We start from the raw sequence: 17809 nt of genomic DNA, 5'->3' as shown, positions 1-17809 counted from the left end.
CTTGGAGCCCGAATATTCCATAGTCGTAACCCCAACAGTCTCATATGATATTATGACTCAAGTGGGATGGTCATATCTATCAAACTGTGGCAACTTCGAGATAGAATATAGCTGTGAACTCCTATGAGGATACCAGTACGTCGTTAACTCATCTGTTAGAACAACTTATTTAGAGGAGTTATCTAATAATGTATAAACAGTAGCTATTGGCACAAATCACATGAGGGGAATGAATCCAGTAGATATGACTTGCAAGCTTTATGGAGTATTTGAGTGACTAGCGACGACAATTGTCGAGCAGAACTCGATAGTGGGGAGAGAGATATCGAATGCACTCATGAAACGTACGGAGGTCACGACAAGTGTATCTGGCACCTCCACCCCGAAAAAAAGAGTTCCGCTGATGTCGAGGATGCTCTCACTGCTCTTTCCGGAAATGTCTATGGCGCCCAACTAGCAGGGATGGATATCTCGGATGTCGATATCAGTGGGGTAACTTTTGAGAATGCTGACTTCTATAATGGATCGCTGCGGGACGTTACCTTTCAGAACACAGCACTCGACGATTCAACGTTCGATGAGCAAACGTCCGTCAACGTTGATTTCAAGGATTGCAGTCTAAACGGTGTGACATTTAATGGCTCGGGGACAAGAATAAAAAATTCAACATTTGCAGGTAATGACCATCGCAAACTGGAATTTCGAGAAGCTAAATTCGAGAATACATCGTTCAGGGACATTGGCATGGTCGATGGCTCATTTTTCGATGCTGTTTTTCATAGTGGTGATCTCTCTGGGTTGTCAATAAATAAAGGAGAGATGAGTCTTGCTACGTTTCGCTACACTGATTTAATCAATTGCCGCTTCGTAAATGTAGTAGCTAACTCGGTTGAGTTCAATCACGGATCGTTCGCGGATGTGGAAATTCAGAGCAGGGATGAGAAACCAGATATGACATTTGATTCAGTTGAAGAACTCGACTTGGAAATCACCGGAAAAGAAGCAAAAGAGGTCGAGATTATTGGATGCTCTGGCTGTGTACTCTCTATTTCAGTAAACCGTCTGGATAGGCTGGATATCACTGATAGCGATGGGGAGCAGTGTGATATTTCGTCAAAATCGATAGAGAAACTCTCTGTCGATGATTTCGATATTGGTCGGTTTCGTATCCGCAGTGACCGCATAGAAAACGCCGATATTGACGGAATTGATGTTGAAGAAAGAGGTGAACTAGAGGGAGTATCAATTGACGGCGAGCAGTTCTCAGACGTATCACTCGGTGATGGCGAGATGAGTGGTTGTGAGTTTGAAAATATCCCCTTTACAAAGGTGAGCCTTCAGAATGGATCAATAACCGATACTGATTTTAGAAATGTTGATTTTGAAGATGCTGTTTTTGTCGAATCCAAGTTTAAGGACATCTCTATTGTTGATTCCGATCTCAGTGGCTCAGTGCTTACCCATGCCAAATTTTTGGGCAACCTCTCTTTCGATGATGTCTCGTTATCTGGTTGTGATCTACGCCATGCGGAGCTCAACGGAGTCAAATTGGCACACTCAAATCTTGAGTCTTCTGTACTCAGTAACGCGGATCTCCGGGAAGTTGATCTCCGAGGTGCGCAGCTGTATGATATAAAGCTACACTCAACCCGAATCAATGAGGACACTCAGTTAGGTGACATTTCTGTCTATGAGCACGTAGCAGATCAAATTGCCGAAAAAGGAATCAATCCAGACGGAAGCCAGAGCCACCACGACTACAAGGAATTTAAAATCGATCGCCTTGATTCAGGATTCAACAGAAAGAATCATTGGACTCAACCCCTCTTGACTATATCGAGCGCAATTAAAAGATTCAAGACCCGGGCAACTGCCTCGGAAAAATGGCGGGAGAATCACAGCGATACGTTAGCAAATTCGTCCCGGGTATATCGGGCGTACCAAGACTTACTCCGTGAAAATGGACTGCCCGGAGATATTCACTACTATCGGATCCGTGAGAAGAACGCCCGTCGAAAGAGAGCTTTTGTCGATCGGGACATACCGACGTGGATTAGATTAGTTTTTCTCCGTTGGTCAATTGGATACGGTGAACGATACAGGAATGTCCTTATCAACTCTTTCCTGATTATCCTCGGCTGTGCAATTCTGTATACCGGAGGAATTACGGAACTCCAGCATTCGAACGGAGGTATTCCAAATTGGATTGCGAACAATATTATTAACTCACAAATGCCTCAAAGAATGTTCAGTGGGCTCTATTTCAGCGTTACTACGTTTACTACTCTTGGTTTTGGTGACATCTATCCAGCAAATGATTTTACAAGAGTTATCGCCGGATTACAATCGTTAGTTGGAACAGCTCTTACAGCGGTCCTAGTCTATATCCTTGGACGGAGAGCAACTTGGTAGAAAGAATCAGTCATTTTCGTAGAAGTCGTAGAGATACGAGGACCAGTTACGACGCTCACGCTCATAGAATTTTTTTATATTATCATTCTGGTAAGAATCGTCCTCGCCCTTTGCGAGAGAGATAAATAACAGATCTATATATTCTTTGATATCTGTCTTGTCTATTTCAGCATCACTACTGGAAAGTGGTGGTGTTTTGTCCGTCAGATGCTTGTAAAATTCTTCGTAGAAGATATGACTTGGATTAATCTTGACTCTGACACACTTTCCTTTCCATTCTATGTCGTAGAAGGTCCCTGTGCGCGGTATTTCCGTATCAACTTCAAAATACTGATCGTTTTCGATAATCTGAGTCAGTTTCTCTTTTAGCATCTCTTTCTGATCTTCGGACAGTTCTTCGTCTTCTTCGAGTTCTTGTAACGCTTCCTTAGCTTCCTGTTCTTGTTCTTGGACCTCAGACTCATCTGGAGTGTAGCCACTTCTAGGGAGCCAGCTTTGTTTTTTATTAGCTTTAGATTCTGCAGGCGACATTCCTTTTTTAGCCGAATATTTACTCTTCGCTGCTGATCGCTCTTGAGAGATAGATGATTTAATCTCAGATATCTGGGGTTTTAGTCGGTCTTCCATTCTGCGGCGAATATCATTATCCAAAGAGAATCGGCTTTTGTTCGTTTGGACACCAAATTTCTCGTCAAGTTCTGAAGGAAACTCAATTTTGGCTCTGAAATAATTTAAATTATTGTGACGGGTGAAGAGGTTCAGAGTAAGTGAATTTCCAATCTCCCTATTTTCTCGAATGATATAGAATCCTTGTTTGTTTATCCCAATATCAAGTTCATCATTAAGTTCACGACTAATAATTTCATCAATTGGTAGTTTGTAGAGGTAGACCTGAAAAGTTGGAGGATCATCTCCTTCGTATTCAACGTCCTCACATGGGAACTCGATAGGCTCTCCACCCCATAATTCGGACTTCTTTCCTACCATGTTCACCTGTTCTGAATCTTCAATTCTAACAAGAGGGTCGCTTATTTTGATCGTATCCCCGTTAATGTGTATCTGCCTGCCATCTGCTAATATTTCTCGTTGTACCCTTGACAGATTCTCTCCGAGATGATTGCTTAGAGAGGATGGACGCTTGCGGTCAGGATCTCTTAAATGAGGAATAATAATTGCGGTCCCGTGGTTGGAATTGTTATTTAGATGCAGATCATATTTATCAGTTGGTAGATTTCGCTGTTCGGTATTTAGTAACCCTACCTCATCCATATTCTCCAGTTCGCTCACGTCCAATCGGTTATAGAAGAATTCGTCTTGATCTGCCGACTTAGAATATACATGGGTTGCATCTGATTGGCAGAACGCGGCGGAGGGGAGTCCAAATCCAAATTTACCAGTCGTTTCTCTATCTCGTTCAAGCTTACCACCAAACTTGAGAACTTCTACTAGTTTGTCTTGAGGGATTCCCTCGCCGTCGTCTTCAACGATCATCGTAAGGCCGCCACGATCATTAGACGTGAGAGTTATCCAAACGTTCTCTGCGGCAGCATCAAAGCTATTATCGACGAATTCGTTTACTGCGTCAGTCGTATCAAGACCGAGGTCACGAACACTCCGTACGAAGAGACGCGGAGATATCAAACTGTGTTGACTTTCAGAACTTGCCATACTTTCCTCCCAGATATCTGCAGTTGTTCTCAGACATCTTCTAAATGTACCATCTAATTTGTTAATAAAATTCGGCCTTGTTTAGAGGCCTGTGGTATCAATCTCAGAAATATTTCCCATGTAGGAATTAAAATCGACCAATTCAATACCTCTCACCACCGTTTGGATGTACGCGAATCGCATGAAGGCTCCGACCCCCGTTACGTGACGTAACGAAATCACTCGCAGACCGCAGTTGTCCTTTATAAGGAGTGTACTGCCGTCTGTCGGATTTGGACCGTTACGAAATGGAACGGGCGCGACGGGATTTGAACCCGCGGCATCTTGGTCCGGAACCAAGTGCTCTGTCCGCTGAGCTACGCGCCCTCACAATCGCGTATCCGCGGAGACCGTTTAACGCTTCTGACTCGGATCCTCTCGGGGCGGACGACGCCAATCGCGCTCGCCGATTCTCCCCGGTGATGGCGTCTGCGGTCTCGCCGTCTGCGAACTCCACCGCGATTCCTGTGGTTGATAATCGCGGCGCGCAGCTTTATCCGTCCCCGTTCGTAGCGCTTCGTGAACGAGCGTGACTCTTCGTCCAACCGACCCGGCGTCGTCGCCCGCCCGCGACCCGCGTACCGACGGGGACCGTACCGACGGGAACCGGCGGGGTCGACCGCGGAAGCGTCCCGCCGACGACTCGGCGCCTGTGGACGCCGGTGCAGACCGCTTCGTCGCGGCGGTCGCCGTCGACGGCGAGGTGCTGTTCGCCGGGCCGTCGGTGCCGGCGGTGTTGGGGATCGCCCGCGACGCGCTGCTCGGCGACGACCTGCTGGAGCACGTCCACCCGAACGACCGCGACCCCGTTTCGGACGCGCTCTCCGCGGTCGCTCGCGACCGCACTGTCACCCACCGGCTCCGCCACGCGAGCGGCGGGTTCGTCTGGGTGGAATCGACCGTCGACGAGGCGTTCGCTCCCGAGTTCGGCGGGCGGGTCGTCACCGCGCGCCGCGTCGACGCCGACCGGACGTTCCCCGAGCGATTCCGCGAGTTCCTGGAGTACGGTACCGATATCGTCACCGTCGTCGACGCGGACGGCCGGGTCCGGTACGAGAGCCCCTCCGTCGAGGAGGTCCTCGGCTACGAACAGGGGTCGATGGTCGGTCGATCGCCGCTCGGCTACGTCCATCCCGACGACCGCGAGCGCGTGACGGAGCGCTTCTACCGCGCGCTCAACGACCCCGACGCGGCCCCGACGCTGGAGTACCGGTATCGCACGGCCGACGGCGACTGGGCCTGGTTAGAGTCGCAGACGCGATCGCTCCCCGCGGACGTCGCGGTCGGCCGGCTGCTGATCAACTCCCGAGACGTGAGCGACCGAAAAGAGCGCGAGCGACGACTCACCGACCGCAACGAGCGGCTCGACCGGTTCGCGAGCATCGTCTCGCACGACCTCCGGAATCCGCTCTCCGTGATCCGGGCGTCGATGGAGATGGCCCGCCTCAAAGACGACACCGAACCGCTGGAACGCGGCGAGCGCGCCGCCGACCGGATCGACCAACTGGTGTCGGAGCTGCTGACGCTCGCCCGCCAAGGATCGGGGATCGACGAGCCGACGGAGTTCGACCTCGCCGGCGTCGTCCGAGAGGCGTGGGGGACCGCCGGGAGCGAGGACGCGACCCTCGTCCTCGGCGAGGACGCCCGGGTCCGCGGCGACCGCGGCCGGCTCCGACAGGCGTTCGAGAACCTGTTCAGAAATGCGGTCGAACACGCGGCCGGTGACGGCCACGACCGCGGCGATGGCGTCGACTCTCTCACCGTCGTGGTGAGCGCCACGGACGAGGGATTCGTCGTGGCCGACGACGGGCCGGGGGTCGCTCCCGAACACCGTGAAGACGTCTTCGCGCCGGGGTTCACCACCCGCGAGGACGGCACGGGATACGGGCTCGACATCGTTCGCGAAATCGTCGAATCACACGGGTGGGAAATCGATCTCTGCGGCGACGGTTGCGATGTCGCCTCCCCGCCGACGGGGTCGGTTCCCGACGGGGCGCGCTTCGTGGTCCGAGCGCCCGATTCCGGGGCCGCCGACGGGACCGAGCCGTGGATCGGCGGCTGACGGGACCGAGCCGTGGATCGATCGATGACGGAGACTCGTGGCTAACCGGGCTGTCGCCGGGCGGCCGCGGCGTTTATTTTTCCGGACCGCGAATCCGACTCGTGACTCCCGTCGACGTGACCGTTCGGCCCGCCGAGCGCGCCGACCTGCTCGCGGTGGTGCGGATCGAGCGGGCCTGCTTCGCCGACCCGTGGCCGTACGACGCCTTCGAGCGGCTGGTCGACGAACCGGCGTTCCTGATCGCCGAACGCGAGGGTGCAGTCGTCGGCTACGTCGTCGCTGACCGCACGCCCAACCACGGTCGGGATATCGGACACGTGAAAGACCTCGCGGTCCACCCCGACGCCCGCGGTGAGGGGACCGGCCGCGCCCTCCTCCGGTCGGCGCTCGCGCGGCTCCGCACGCTCGGCGTTACGGTCGTTCGCCTCGAAGTCCGCGAGAGCAACGCGCCGGCCAGATCGCTGTACGCCGGGGAGGGGTTCCAACCGATCCGCCGCGCCTCGCGGTACTACCGTGACGGCGAAGACGCGCTCGTGCTCGTCGTCGACCTCGCGGAGTGGGCGGCGGGCAGGTGAGGGCGGTACTGCGTCGGCGGCAGGCAGGTGAGGGCGGTTCTGTGTCGACGCCGCGTCGGCGCCGGCCGGTCTCCCGTCCCTCGTGAGGCCGCTCGCGTTTCCGCTTTTAATAAGCCTTAGTGTCCGGGGGGCCAACCGTTCGGTATGAGTTCGGTTCCCGAACGGTCCGATATCGACGAGGCGTACAAGTGGGACCTCCAGAGCGTCTACGCGGACGACGAGGAGTGGGAGGCCGCCTACGAGACGGTCGCCGACCGGATCGACGAGCTGCGCGCGTACGAGGGCCGCGTCACCGACGACGCCGCGACGCTCCTCGAACTCCTCGAGCTCCGCGAGGACGTGTTCCGTGACCTCCAGCAGGTGCTGACGTACGCCCGGCTCCGGAGTTCTGAAGACACCCGCGATCAGGCGTACCAGGCGATGTCTGCGAGGGCCTCCTCGCTCGGGTCCGAGGCGTCGAGCGCGGCGTCGTACCTCGAGCCGGAGCTGCAGTCGCTCACCGAGCGCGACGTCGAGGCGTTCCTCGACGACGAGCCGGCGCTGGCCGAGTACGAACACTACCTCGACGACGTGCTGCGGATGAAACCGCACACGCGCTCCGCGGAGGTCGAGGAGGTGCTCGCGGACCTGTCGGAGGTCACGAGCGCTCCGAGCGAGATCTACTCGATGCTGACGAACGCCGACATGAGCTACGGCGTCGTTGAGGACCCCGACGGCGAGTCGGTCGAGATCACGCAGGCGAACTTCACGAAACTCCAGACGAACCCGGACCGCGCGTTCCGTCAGCGCGTCCACGAGACGTTCTACGACGAGTGGGAGGGGGTCCGCAACACGGTCGGGACCTCCCTCGAAAAGGCCGTGCGCGAGCACGTGACGAGCGCCGAGATCCGGGACTACGACTCCGCCCGCGCGGCCGCGCTCAACGGCTCGAACGTCCCCGTCGAGGTGTACGACACGCTCGTCGACACCGTCGGCGACAACCTCGACGTGCTCCACCGACACGCGGAGTTAAAAGAGCGGGCGCTCGGCGTCGACCAGCTGGAGAGCCACGACCTGTACATGTCGCTGACCGGCGATCAGGGGCCGGACGTCGAGTACGATCAGGCCCGCGAGTGGGTGGTCGAGGCGGTCGCGCCGCTCGGCGAGGCGTACCAGGAGCGGATGGCCGAGGGGCTCGACTCGCGGTGGGTCGACGTGTACGAGAACCGCGGGAAGCGCTCGGGCGCGTTCTCTTCCGGGACGTACGACACCCAGCCGTACATCATGATGAACTACCAGGACGACATCGCCTCGATGTTCACGCTCGCACACGAGCTTGGTCACTCGATGCACTCGGAGCTGGCCGGCGACGCCCAGCCGTGGCACGACGCGAGCTACGAGATCTTCGTCGCCGAGATCGCCTCCACGGTCAACGAGACGCTGCTCACGCACTACCTCCTCGACACCGTCGAGGACGACGCGCTGCGGACCCATGTCCTCGACGAGTACCTCGAACGCTTTCGTTCGACCCTGTTCCGGCAGACGATGTTCGCCGCCTTCGAACAGGAGATCCACGAGCGCGTGGAGGCCGGCGACGCGCTCACCCCCGACGCCTTCGACGAGATGTACGCCGACCTGAAGGGCGACTACTACGCGCCCGCCGAGCTGACCGGCGGCATCGAGCGCGAGTGGGAGCGCATCCCCCACTTCTACTACGACTTCTACGTCTACCAGTACGCTACCGGTATCTCGGCCGCCGCCGCGATCGTCGAGCGCGTCCTCGACGAGGGCGAGCCCGCGGCCGCCGACTACCGCGAGATGCTCGCCGCCGGCGGCTCCGACTACCCGCTCGACGTCGTCGAACTCGCCGGCATCGACATGGCCTCGCCGGAGCCGATCGAGTCCGCCGTCGGGATCTACGACGAGTACCTCGACGAGATCGCGGCGCTGCTCGACCTGGATTAGTCCGTTCGACCGCGATCTGATGGACGTTCTCTTTTATAACTGAAACTGCGGTGGCGCGTGCCGACGAGCGGCCGCAGGCCGCGAGGCTGGGGAGGCGTGAGGTGTTGTGCGGGACGGTGCGGTGTGGGGCGGGGAGAGACCCAAAGGGGAAGCCGGCGCTGCGCGCCGGCGACCGGCGACTCGGACGTGTGCGCCGCAGCGAAACCGCCCATCCACTTATAAATAACCGTCCACAGCGCCCCAACGACGATCGGCGTGCCGGCACCGATTTATCGCTCCCCCGCGACGCACCGAGTATCATGGACGAACGCGTACGCGAGCACGCCGCGGTGCTCGTCGACTGGAGCGCACGGATCGAGGCCGGGGACGACGTCGTCGTGAGCGTCGCCGAGGACGCCCACGACCTCGGCGTCGCCGTCGCCGAGGCGCTCGGCGAGCGCGGGGCGAACGTCACGACGCTGTACGGCTCCGACGAACTCTCCCGCGCGTATTTAAAAGGCGCCGAGGCGGGTTCCGAGGGTGACGGCGACGACGGCAGCGACGCCAGCGACGATGGCGACGCCAGCGACGATGGCGACACCAGCGACGACGGTAGCGACGCCAGCGACGGCGCCGCCCCCGTCTTCGACGACGATCCGGCGGTCGATCGCGCGATCTTCGAGGCCGCCGACGCCTACCTCCGGATCGGCGGCGGACGCAACACCACCGCGACCGCCGACGTCGACCGCGAGACCCGCCGAGCCTACGCGACGGCCCGCAAGGGCGTCCGCGAGGCCCGGATGGACACCGACTGGGTGTCGACGGTCCACCCGACCCGCTCGCTCGCCCAACAGGCCGGCATGGCCTACGAGGAGTACCAGGACTTCGTCTACGACGCCGTCCTCCGGGACTGGGCGGCGCTCGCCGACGAGATGGCCCACATGAAAGACGTTCTCGACGCCGGCGACGAGGTCCGGATCGTCACCGAGCGCGACGACGCCCCCGACACCGACGTGACGATGTCGATAGCGGGCCGGACCGCGGTCAACTCCGCCGCGTCCGTCGCGTACGACTCGCACAACCTCCCCTCCGGCGAGGTGTTCACCGCGCCGTACGACACCGCCGGTGAGGCGTTCTTCGACGTGCCGATGACGATCGACGCGACCCGCGTCCGGAACGTCCACCTCGTCTTCGAGGACGGTGAGGTCGTCGACTTCTCGGCCGAGACCGGCGAGGACGCCCTCGAGAGCGTGCTGGACACCGACGCGGGCGCCCGCCGACTCGGCGAGCTCGGGATCGGGATGAACCGCGGTATCGATCGGTTCACCGACTCGATCCTCTTCGACGAGAAGATGGGCGACACGGTCCACATGGCGGTCGGGCGCGCCTACGACGCCTGTCTGCCAGACGGTGAGTCGGGCAACGACAGCGCCGTCCACGTCGACATGATAAGCGACGTGAGTGAGAATTCCCGGATGGAGGTCGACGGCGAGGTCGTGCAGCGCGACGGGACGTTCCGGTGGGAGGCGGGATTCGAGGCGGACGAATAGGGACGCACCGACCCGTCCCCGATCAGCACCGACTCCTCAACCCCCGATTACCGAAGCGCGTCGAGGTCGAACTCGAAGGCGGCGACGGGCACCTCCAGGTCGTGTTCGACGAGCACCGCGGGGTGCACCTCGCCGATCACGCCGACTCGCTCGCCGTCGATCACGACCGCGGCGGTCCGCCCGTCGATGAACGAGGGGTGGTCCGTGCGCGGCGTCTCCAGTTCGGCGTCGAAGTCGTCACACACCGACTGCAGTCGTCCCTTCGCGGCCTCGTAGGAGGCGTCGCGCCGGGCGACCGCGCCGGCGACGTGACGGCGCTCGGCGACGTTCGTGTTCTCCGTCTCGTCGCGCTCGGCGACGAAGCCGATCTCCGAGACGTCCTGTGGGTACGCGTTGTGGGTGTTCCGTTCGAGCAGCATGATCAGCGAGGGGATCGCCCACGTCCGGAGTTGGGTGTACTCCTCGCTGTACGGCTCCGTGATCTCGACGGGGTCGCCGCCGCCGACGACGCCGACGCCCGCGAGCGGCGGTCGCGCTCCAGATTCGGCGTCTTCCTCGGCGACTGCGGCGCCGCCGGTTCCCGGCTCGACGTTCATCCGGTCGAAGTTCTCCGTCCCGCTCGTCATGTGGAAGTTCAGCAGGTCCTCGAAGCCGAGGCCGACGAGGCTCGTTCGGACCGCGTCCTCCAGCCGCGAGCGCTCGTGACGGCCGCCGACGGTCCCCACGTCGGGGTATCGCGGCTCCAGGTTGTCGAACCCGTACGCGCGTCCCACGTCGTCGACCAGGTCGAGCGGGTGAAGCACGTCGACGCGGTACGGCGGGATCTCGACCTCGTAGCGCACCTCGTCGCCGAGGGTGTAGCTCGCGTCGAGCCCGGCGCGCTCGAAGCAGTCGACGATCTCCTCGGGCTCGAACTCGACGCCGAGCAGCGTCTCGATCCGGTCGTGGCTCACCGTCTTCTCGTCGGTGTCGAGGTTCGGACGAACCAGCTCTGCGCCGTACTCGCTCGGGTGGGTCGCGCCGTCGGCGTAGTTCACTTCGACCTCCTCGATCGTCGCACCGCGCGCCGACAGGGCGTAACAGATGATGTTGCACATCCGGTCGATGGTCCACTGGTCGGTGCCGGTCAGCTCGACGAACAGGTCGCGAGAGCCGGTCGTCACCTCGGTCCGCTTCCCGTTGATCACGGGCGGGAACGAGAACAGCCCGAGCTCGTCGTAGATGGCCGGGTACCGGTCGAGGCCCGCGACGAGGTCGGCGTACGCGCGGCCCGTGTCGTGTTCCGCCAGCACCTCGTTCGGCGTCAGCTCGTCGTTCGCGTCCAGCGGGACGAACGACACCCCGTCGGGGTCGACGCCGCGATACGTTATCGACGGCTCGGCGCCCTCCTGCAGGGGCGCGCCCTTGATCATCGCCAAGTCGTGAATCCCGATCGCGCCCTTCGCGCGGCCGCGACCCATCGTGGCGTGGAGCTTCTCCTGTAGCTGGATCAGCGAGTCGAGCGCGCCCTCGTCGAGGTCGACGCCGCGGATCACGGCGCCGGTGACGTAGGGGCGCTCGTCGGGGACCGACTCGTCGACCTCGATCGTCCACTCGGGGTCGTTCGTTTCGGGGACGTACACGCCGCGGTCGTCGCCGTAGTGGTAGCGCAGCGAGCGGGCGACCCCTTCGACCGAGAGCCGATCGAGCCGGTCCGGGGCGAACTCGAACTGGAGGAGACCGTCGTCGGTCTCTCCCTCGAACTCGAGCCCGAGCCCGAACAGGTCCGTTTTGAACTCCTCGTCGTCCATCTCGTCGTGGCCCGTCAGTCCGCGCAGCTCGTCGGTGTCGATGTCGACGACGGGCATCAGTAGCTCACCTCCGCGTTCCGCAGGAACTCGATGTCTGCCAAGGTCCCGTGGAGGTCACGGATGTCCTCCGCGCCGGTCGTCAGCATGGCGAGCCGCTCTAAGGCGAGCCCCCACGCCATCACGTCGCAGTCGACGCCGAGCGGCCCCGTGACCTCCTCGCGGAAGACGCCGGAGTTGCCGATCTCGATCTCCTCGCCCGTCTCGGGGTGCTCGCCGAACAGCTCGAAGGACGGCTCCGTGTACGGGTTGTAGTGGGGCTTGAACCGAATGTCGGTGATCCCGAACTGCCGGTAGAACTCCTCGAAGGTGCCCATCAGGTCGCGCACCGAGAGGTCCTCGGCCATCACCCACCCCTCGATCTGGTAGAACTCCAGCAGGTGTGTCGGGTCGAGCGTGTCGTTGCGGTACACCTTCTCGACGGAGAAGTAGCGCTGCGGCGGCTCCAACTCCGCGCCGGCGATACCCGAGAGGTACCGCATCGATAGCGACGTGGTGTGTCCGCGCAAGGCGATCTCACGGGCGAACTCCTCGGACCACGGCGAGTGGTAGCCGTCGCCGTCGACCCCCCAGCCGTCGCGGTGGGCCGCCTCGACCCGCCGGATCAGCTCGTCCGGTATCTCCTCCATCGGCGGGACGTCCAGCGCGAACCGGTCCCAGTGCGTCCGCGCCGGGTGGTCCTGCGGCATGAACAGGCAGTCGTTGATCCAGAAGTCGCTGTCGGCGTGAGGCCCCTCCATCTCCTGAAAACCCATGCCGACGAGCACGTCTTTCACGCGGTCGGCGGTCCGACGGAGCACGTGTTTCCGTCCGCCGGAGACCGTCGGCGCGTCCGCCTCCACGTTGTACTCGGAGAACTCCACGTCGCGCCACTCGCCGCTGGCGAGCAGCTCCGGCGTGACCTGCGCGACCGTCTCCGTCGCCTCGACGCCCGTCATCAGCGCGTCGACGCCGGCGTCGGTGAGCGTCACCGAGCGGGTGACCGACTCGCCGACGGCCACGAGCCCACGCGAGTCGAGCTGGTCGATCACGCGCTCGTCGACGTCGGGCGCCTCGCCGGCGGCGAGCGCGGTGAGCGCGGCCGCTTCGGGGTCGGTGTCGGGGTCGGCGTCACCGTCGACCGAAAGCTCGCCCGAGTCGATCCCGCCGAATCCCTTGCGCGCGAAGTTCGACAGCGCGATGTCGACTTCGGGGCCGTTCAGGTCCGCCTCCCCGATGACTCGCCCCATCGAGACCGGTTCGGCGTCGGCGTCGAGCGCGAGGCCGGCGCGGTAGAGCCGCGTCTCCGGGAGACCGGCGTCGACGTACTCGCGCCCCTCGTCGGTGAGGTCGAGGGTCTCGTCGGCCGTCTCGCCGACGACGAGGAGCCCCTCGTCGCGGAGGTCGAAGGCGGCTCCGACGACCGTCTCGGGCTTCAGGCCCGTCTCCGCCGCGATCTCGTCTATCGTCCGTTCGTCCGTCGCGCTCGCGGCTTCGAGGACCGCGAGCTGTCGTTCCGGGAGTCGCATTCGAGTTGTATGCATACGGGTGTGGGTGGTTGGTAACGGTTCCGGCACGTCGCCGTCGCGGATCGTCGCGGATCGTCGCGGATCGTCGTCACGGATCGTCGTCGCCGTTGTGGAGAGCGCCGCGCGTCGTCGCCGTTGTGGGCGTCGTCATGGGCGGCTCTCACCGGTCATCGCCACCGCAACACACCGAATGCCCTGAATTATCATTTTTGATTAACAACTGGGTGGGTTTATATACTCCCCCCGCCACCGGGGCGTATGAGTAGCGCTACGGTGGATCTTGGTGACAACGAACCGGCCGTTGAGACGGTTCGCGTCGAACACGGCGGCGACGACCGATCGCCAAGCCTCGCCGTCGTGAAGGCGATCGCCGACCTCGCCGGCGTCGAGCCGGCCGATCTCGCGACCGAGGCGAATGTCGTGCTGTACGACCACGTCGACCCCGACGCGCTCGACGCGCTCGTCGCCGGCCGCTCGGACGCCACCGTCGACGTCTCGCTCACGGTCGCGGGTTACCACGTCGATATCGACGCGACTGACGTCGTCGTCCGCCGAATCGAGGAGTAGGGTCGGCGGGGAAACAGCGGCGCCTCGCTGTCGTTCCGTGCACGCCGTTGAGCCGCTATCGTTCTGTGGTCACCGCTCCACCGTTCCGTCGTTTTCGTTCCGCAATCACCGCTCCGTCGTTTCCGCCGCCGCTCGCTCACGAAGCGCCGCGATCCGATCCCCGAGCGGCGGTTGGACCTCGAACCACGTCGACCAGTCGCCCGTCTCCGGTTCGACGCCGCGTTCCGCGGCGACGCGCTCGAACGCGTCGGCGACCCGCGTCGCTCCCACCGCGTCCGCCGCGCGGTCGTCGGCCGCGTACTGCACCCGACGGCCGACCCAGAACGCCGCGAGACCGAGTGCGATGACCGAGGCGAATCCCGCCTCGAACGGGACCGTGGCTGTCACGATCGCCGCCAGCACGCCGAGTACGACCGCGACGGCGACCGCCCGGAACTCCCCGTAGTAGGTCTCGACACGGCCGGCCTCGGCCGCGAGCAGCCCGACGACGACGTCTTCGTCCAGACCGTCGAGCACGCGCTCGGTGAGAAAGAGCACCCGCCGACGCGGCGGCCCGCGAACCGCCACGTCGATCGATCCGGAATCGGCGGCGGGATCGGTGGCGGAATCGGCGGCACCGGGACCGTCGGCGTCGCGGCCCTCGTCCGATTCGATTATCGCGACCCGATCCACGTCGAGGCCGGCCGCCGCGCGGAGCGCGTCGAGAGCGGCTCGCTCGGGACCCGCCGGCTCCCTGAGATCGCGGACGCGATCGGTGACGTACAACGGGCCGATCTCGACCGCGAGGAAGGCGATGACGGCGACGCCGACGAGGAACGCGACCGTGAGCATGGGTCCCGGTCGGCTCCGGACCGAATAAAACGACGCGATGTCCCCTGAGCGCCGAAGCGCGGGTCACCGCGGCACGCGACGACCGAGGTCTCGGATCGCCGCGGCGGCGTCGCCGTCCGGTGCGGCGTCCACGACGGGTCGTTCGTCCGTGACCGACCGGCCGACGCGCGGGTCCGCCGGAACGATGGCGACGGGCGCGCCGAGCGCGTCGGCGATCGCCTCTTTCGGCGGTTCCGCAGTCACCCGATTCACCGCGCAGCCGACGAGCCCGGCGTCGAGTTCGCGAGCGAGCTCCCGAGTGCGGATCGCGTCGGCCAGCGCGAACGCGCGCGGCGACACGACGAGCAGGCACGCGTCGGCGATCGCCAGCGGGACGCCGGCGTCCGCCCGACGCCCCGCCGGACAGTCGAGCACGACGGTTCCGAACGCGCGTTCGACCGCCGCCACCGCTCCCTCTAGGGCCGACAGATCGGAAGCGCGGGCGCCCGCGAGAGTCCGACCGCAGGGGACGATGTCGACCGGTCCGGGACGGAGCGCCTCGACCGGGTCTGCGCCGCCGGCGAGCACGTCGTGGAGGTCCGGGCCGCGGTCTCTCGGTAGGTCGGCCATCCCGAGGTCGGCGTCCACCGCGACCGCGTCGAGGGCGGCCGCGAGATTGTACGCGAGCGTCGTCTTCCCGACGCCGCCTTTCCCGCCGGCGACCGCGAGGATCACGCCAGCCGCTCCAGCGCTTCGATCGGCGCATCGGTCGCCTCGGCTCGCGCCGCCAGGGACGACGCGCGCTCGCTCAGGTCGCGGAGCCGCTCCGCGTCGTCGGTCAGGCGCGCGTCGAGCGCCGCAACGCCCTCGACGCCGCCGGCCGTCTCCACGACCGCCGTCGCCGTCGCGAGGTCCGCGTCGGTCAGCCGTTCGGCGCGTTCGAGCCGTCGTTCGATCGCGTCGAACCACTCGTCGAGTGTGTCGCTCTCCGACGACCCGATCGCGGTTCGAGCCCGGCCCTGCTCCTCGGCGTCGCCGTCGGACTCGGCACCGCTCACGTTGACGTCGCTTTCGGTGGTGTCCCCCTCTCCGGTGTCGTCCCCGTCGGTTCTCTCGGCGGCGGCTCCGTCGCTGTTGACGACCGCATCGCCGTCGACCGCCGCCCTCGGCGGTCGGTGGTCGGCGAGGTCGCGAAGCGCCTCGGCGACGGCCGTTCCCGATTCTTCCTCGGCGGTCGAATCGGTCGCTGTCGACCCGACTGCCGTTGAATCGACCACCTCCACCGGCGGCTCGGTCGACGACGTCGGCGAGGCGTCCTTCGACGGCGATGGATCCGTCGCCGCCGGTACGGCGAAGCCGATCGCTCGGCGTCCGCCCGGTTCCAGCTCAAGCGTGACTCCGGACGCGTCCCACCCGGGCTCGGGGATTCCGCTCCGCCGTGGCGGGAGGACGGGACCGTCGAGCCGGCTCTCGATCCGAACCCGCTGTCGGACCGCACCGTCGTTGTGCACGCGACAGCGTACTAGCGACACGCCACCGTCGCGTTCGACGGTCCACGTCAAGTCCATACGGCGGATGCCGCGGAATCGCATTTAAACATCGGGACGCCTATCGTCGCTCTGCCCCGGTTGCGCGGGGGACCGGTCGCCCCCTCGCTCCTCGGTATCGGCCTTCACCTCTCGCACAACCACCGGTACGGTCCCCTCTCGATCGTCGATCCACGACGCGGCCGCCTCGCCGAGCGTCACGGGACCGTCGACGTCTGCGACCGCCACCGCCGCGAGCGACGCCGCTATCGCGGGGCCCTCGTACTCCGACGGCGTCCCGTTCGCGTGTGTCTCGTCCCCGCCCGGTACCTCGGTGAGCGCATCGCGAAACGCCGGATACATCTCTCTCGCGAGCTCTCGGCGCGCATCGCGTCGTCGGTTGCGAAGGCGATCTCGGAGCCGAAGCCGGCGCTCGCGCTCGTCTCTGGTGCGGGCGACTCTGTCGCGCGCCCGTTCGAACGCCTGCTCGGCCGCGATCCGCTCCGTCTGGGCGCTCGACAGCTCCGCCGCTGTCGATTCGAGGTCACCGAGCGTCTCGTCGGTCGCCGCGTCGACTGCGCGGCGGGCGCGGACGTCGCCGCGGAGCGCGGCGATCCGCTCTTTCAACCGCGCTTCTTCGCCGGTCGCCGCCGCCACCCGCCGACGAGCGGTCTCGACGTCGACCGGCTCGATCGCTATCTCGTCGAGCGCCTCGCGAAGCTCGGCCAACTCGCTCGCGACCGCCGGCGTTCGCCCCCGCGACCGCGCGGCCGCCGCGAGCTCCGTGCGGAGACTCGCTCCGGTCGGTATCTGTCCCAGCACGTCTGCCGGCCGCGGGACGCAGACGTCGCCGGGCGCGGACTCCGATCGCCGGCCGTCGCCGCTCACAGATCCTCGCCTCGCATCGTCTCGGGGTCCGGGTGGTCCGTTCCGGCGGCGAACGCGGCGTACGGGGTGGACTTCGACTCTCGGTTCGCGTACGCGACCGCGGCCTCTCGTACCGGTTCTTCGAGCGCGACGAACTCGTTGAACGGTTCGGTCCGCTCGATCTGCACGTCCCCGCCGTGTGCTTCCTGGAGACGGACAGCGAGAAAGGCGGCGTATTCCGTCGAATCGAGCAGCGCTGCCCGCCCGAACCGACGCACGACCGGATCCTCGTGGCGACGACACAGGTTCCGGAGCCCCGTACGCGCCGCCGCCGAATACGTCACGACCAACAACACGAGCACGGCTGGTCGGTTCCGAAACTTAGCCCTTCCGAACCGGTACGAAAATCACACTCGTTCGACGTCGAATTCGGGTACTCCGTCGCCTTCGACTGT

General features: G+C 63.2%; 14 protein-coding genes and 1 tRNA gene. 6 read left to right on the top strand and 9 right to left on the bottom strand.

Translation table 11 applies throughout. The features are described 5' to 3' along the window. Nucleotides 1–273 precede the first annotated feature (273 nt). Nucleotides 274–2412: a pentapeptide repeat-containing protein gene (locus C461_RS15160; protein WP_152418387.1), complete on the top strand. Its 2139-nt coding sequence runs from the start codon at nucleotides 274–276 to the stop codon at nucleotides 2410–2412. 6 nt (nucleotides 2413–2418) lie between these two features. Here C461_RS15160 and C461_RS15155 read toward each other — a convergent pair whose 3' ends face one another. Then, nucleotides 2419–4080: an ATP-binding protein gene (locus tag C461_RS15155; RefSeq protein WP_080506288.1), complete on the bottom strand. Its 1662-nt coding sequence runs from the start codon at nucleotides 4078–4080 to the stop codon at nucleotides 2419–2421. A 293-nt stretch (nucleotides 4081–4373) separates the two neighbouring features. Beyond that, nucleotides 4374–4446, bottom strand: a tRNA-Arg gene (locus C461_RS11785). Between the two features lie 202 nt (nucleotides 4447–4648). On the opposite strand from C461_RS11785, the gene C461_RS11780 reads away from it, so the two are divergent. From C461_RS11780 to C461_RS11765, 4 genes are all read left to right on the top strand, one after another. Next, nucleotides 4649–6181, top strand: a complete 1533-nt coding sequence (locus C461_RS11780; RefSeq protein ID WP_049906599.1) for a PAS domain-containing protein — start codon at nucleotides 4649–4651, stop codon at nucleotides 6179–6181. 101 nt (nucleotides 6182–6282) lie between these two features. Next, the gene (rimI, locus tag C461_RS11775; protein WP_049906598.1) at nucleotides 6283–6756 is read left to right on the top strand and encodes a ribosomal protein S18-alanine N-acetyltransferase; all 474 of its coding nucleotides are present in this window, start codon (nucleotides 6283–6285) and stop codon (nucleotides 6754–6756) included. Between the two features lie 144 nt (nucleotides 6757–6900). Then, a complete protein-coding gene (pepF, locus tag C461_RS11770) occupies nucleotides 6901–8700 on the top strand; it encodes an oligoendopeptidase F (protein WP_008001499.1) in 1800 nt (599 codons plus the stop codon). 299 nt (nucleotides 8701–8999) lie between these two features. Continuing rightward, entirely contained in the window at nucleotides 9000–10229 is a 1230-nt protein-coding gene (locus C461_RS11765) for an aminopeptidase (RefSeq protein WP_008001498.1), read from the top strand. Between the two features lie 47 nt (nucleotides 10230–10276). Here the strand turns inward: C461_RS11765 and pheT are convergent, their stop codons facing one another. Both pheT and pheS read right to left on the bottom strand, forming a co-directional pair. Next, the gene (gene pheT, locus C461_RS11760; RefSeq protein ID WP_008001497.1) at nucleotides 10277–12076 is read right to left on the bottom strand and encodes a phenylalanine--tRNA ligase subunit beta; all 1800 of its coding nucleotides are present in this window, start codon (nucleotides 12074–12076) and stop codon (nucleotides 10277–10279) included. Then, the gene (pheS, locus tag C461_RS11755; protein WP_008001496.1) at nucleotides 12076–13584 is read right to left on the bottom strand and encodes a phenylalanine--tRNA ligase subunit alpha; all 1509 of its coding nucleotides are present in this window, start codon (nucleotides 13582–13584) and stop codon (nucleotides 12076–12078) included. The genes pheT and pheS overlap by 1 nt, the downstream gene beginning before the upstream one ends. 258 nt (nucleotides 13585–13842) lie before the next feature. On the opposite strand from pheS, the gene C461_RS11750 reads away from it, so the two are divergent. Beyond that, on the top strand, nucleotides 13843–14151 hold the full coding sequence (locus tag C461_RS11750; protein WP_049906596.1) for a HalOD1 output domain-containing protein: 309 nt from the start codon (nucleotides 13843–13845) through the stop codon (nucleotides 14149–14151). A gap of 105 nt (nucleotides 14152–14256) precedes the next feature. Here the strand turns inward: C461_RS11750 and C461_RS11745 are convergent, their stop codons facing one another. The 5 genes from C461_RS11745 to C461_RS11725 all read right to left on the bottom strand — a co-directional run bounded on the left by C461_RS11745 (nucleotide 14257) and on the right by C461_RS11725 (nucleotide 17710). After that, nucleotides 14257–14982: a hypothetical protein gene (locus C461_RS11745; RefSeq protein ID WP_008001494.1), complete on the bottom strand. Its 726-nt coding sequence runs from the start codon at nucleotides 14980–14982 to the stop codon at nucleotides 14257–14259. Nucleotides 14983–15045: 63 nt separating this feature from the next. Beyond that, a complete protein-coding gene (locus tag C461_RS11740; protein ID WP_008001493.1) occupies nucleotides 15046–15696 on the bottom strand; it encodes a MinD/ParA family ATP-binding protein in 651 nt (216 codons plus the stop codon). Further along, on the bottom strand, nucleotides 15693–16529 hold the full coding sequence (locus C461_RS11735) for a DUF7857 domain-containing protein (protein WP_049906595.1): 837 nt from the start codon (nucleotides 16527–16529) through the stop codon (nucleotides 15693–15695). Before C461_RS11735 ends, C461_RS11740 begins: the two co-directional genes overlap by 4 nt. Nucleotides 16530–16553: 24 nt before the next feature. Then, nucleotides 16554–17375 carry a DUF7856 family protein gene (locus tag C461_RS11730; protein ID WP_008001490.1) on the bottom strand — a complete coding sequence of 274 codons (822 nt, stop codon included), beginning with the start codon at nucleotides 17373–17375 and terminating at the stop codon, nucleotides 16554–16556. Continuing rightward, nucleotides 17372–17710 (bottom strand): DUF7855 family protein, encoded by a 339-nt coding sequence (locus C461_RS11725; RefSeq protein WP_049906625.1) that lies wholly within the window; start codon nucleotides 17708–17710, stop codon nucleotides 17372–17374. Before C461_RS11725 ends, C461_RS11730 begins: the two co-directional genes overlap by 4 nt. Nucleotides 17711–17809 lie beyond the last annotated feature (99 nt).

The organism is Halorubrum aidingense JCM 13560, from assembly GCF_000336995.1.
Classification (GTDB): domain Archaea; phylum Halobacteriota; class Halobacteria; order Halobacteriales; family Haloferacaceae; genus Halorubrum; species Halorubrum aidingense.
Note: the sequence above shows the minus strand (reverse complement) of the source record. Positions and strands in the feature narration are given on the sequence as shown.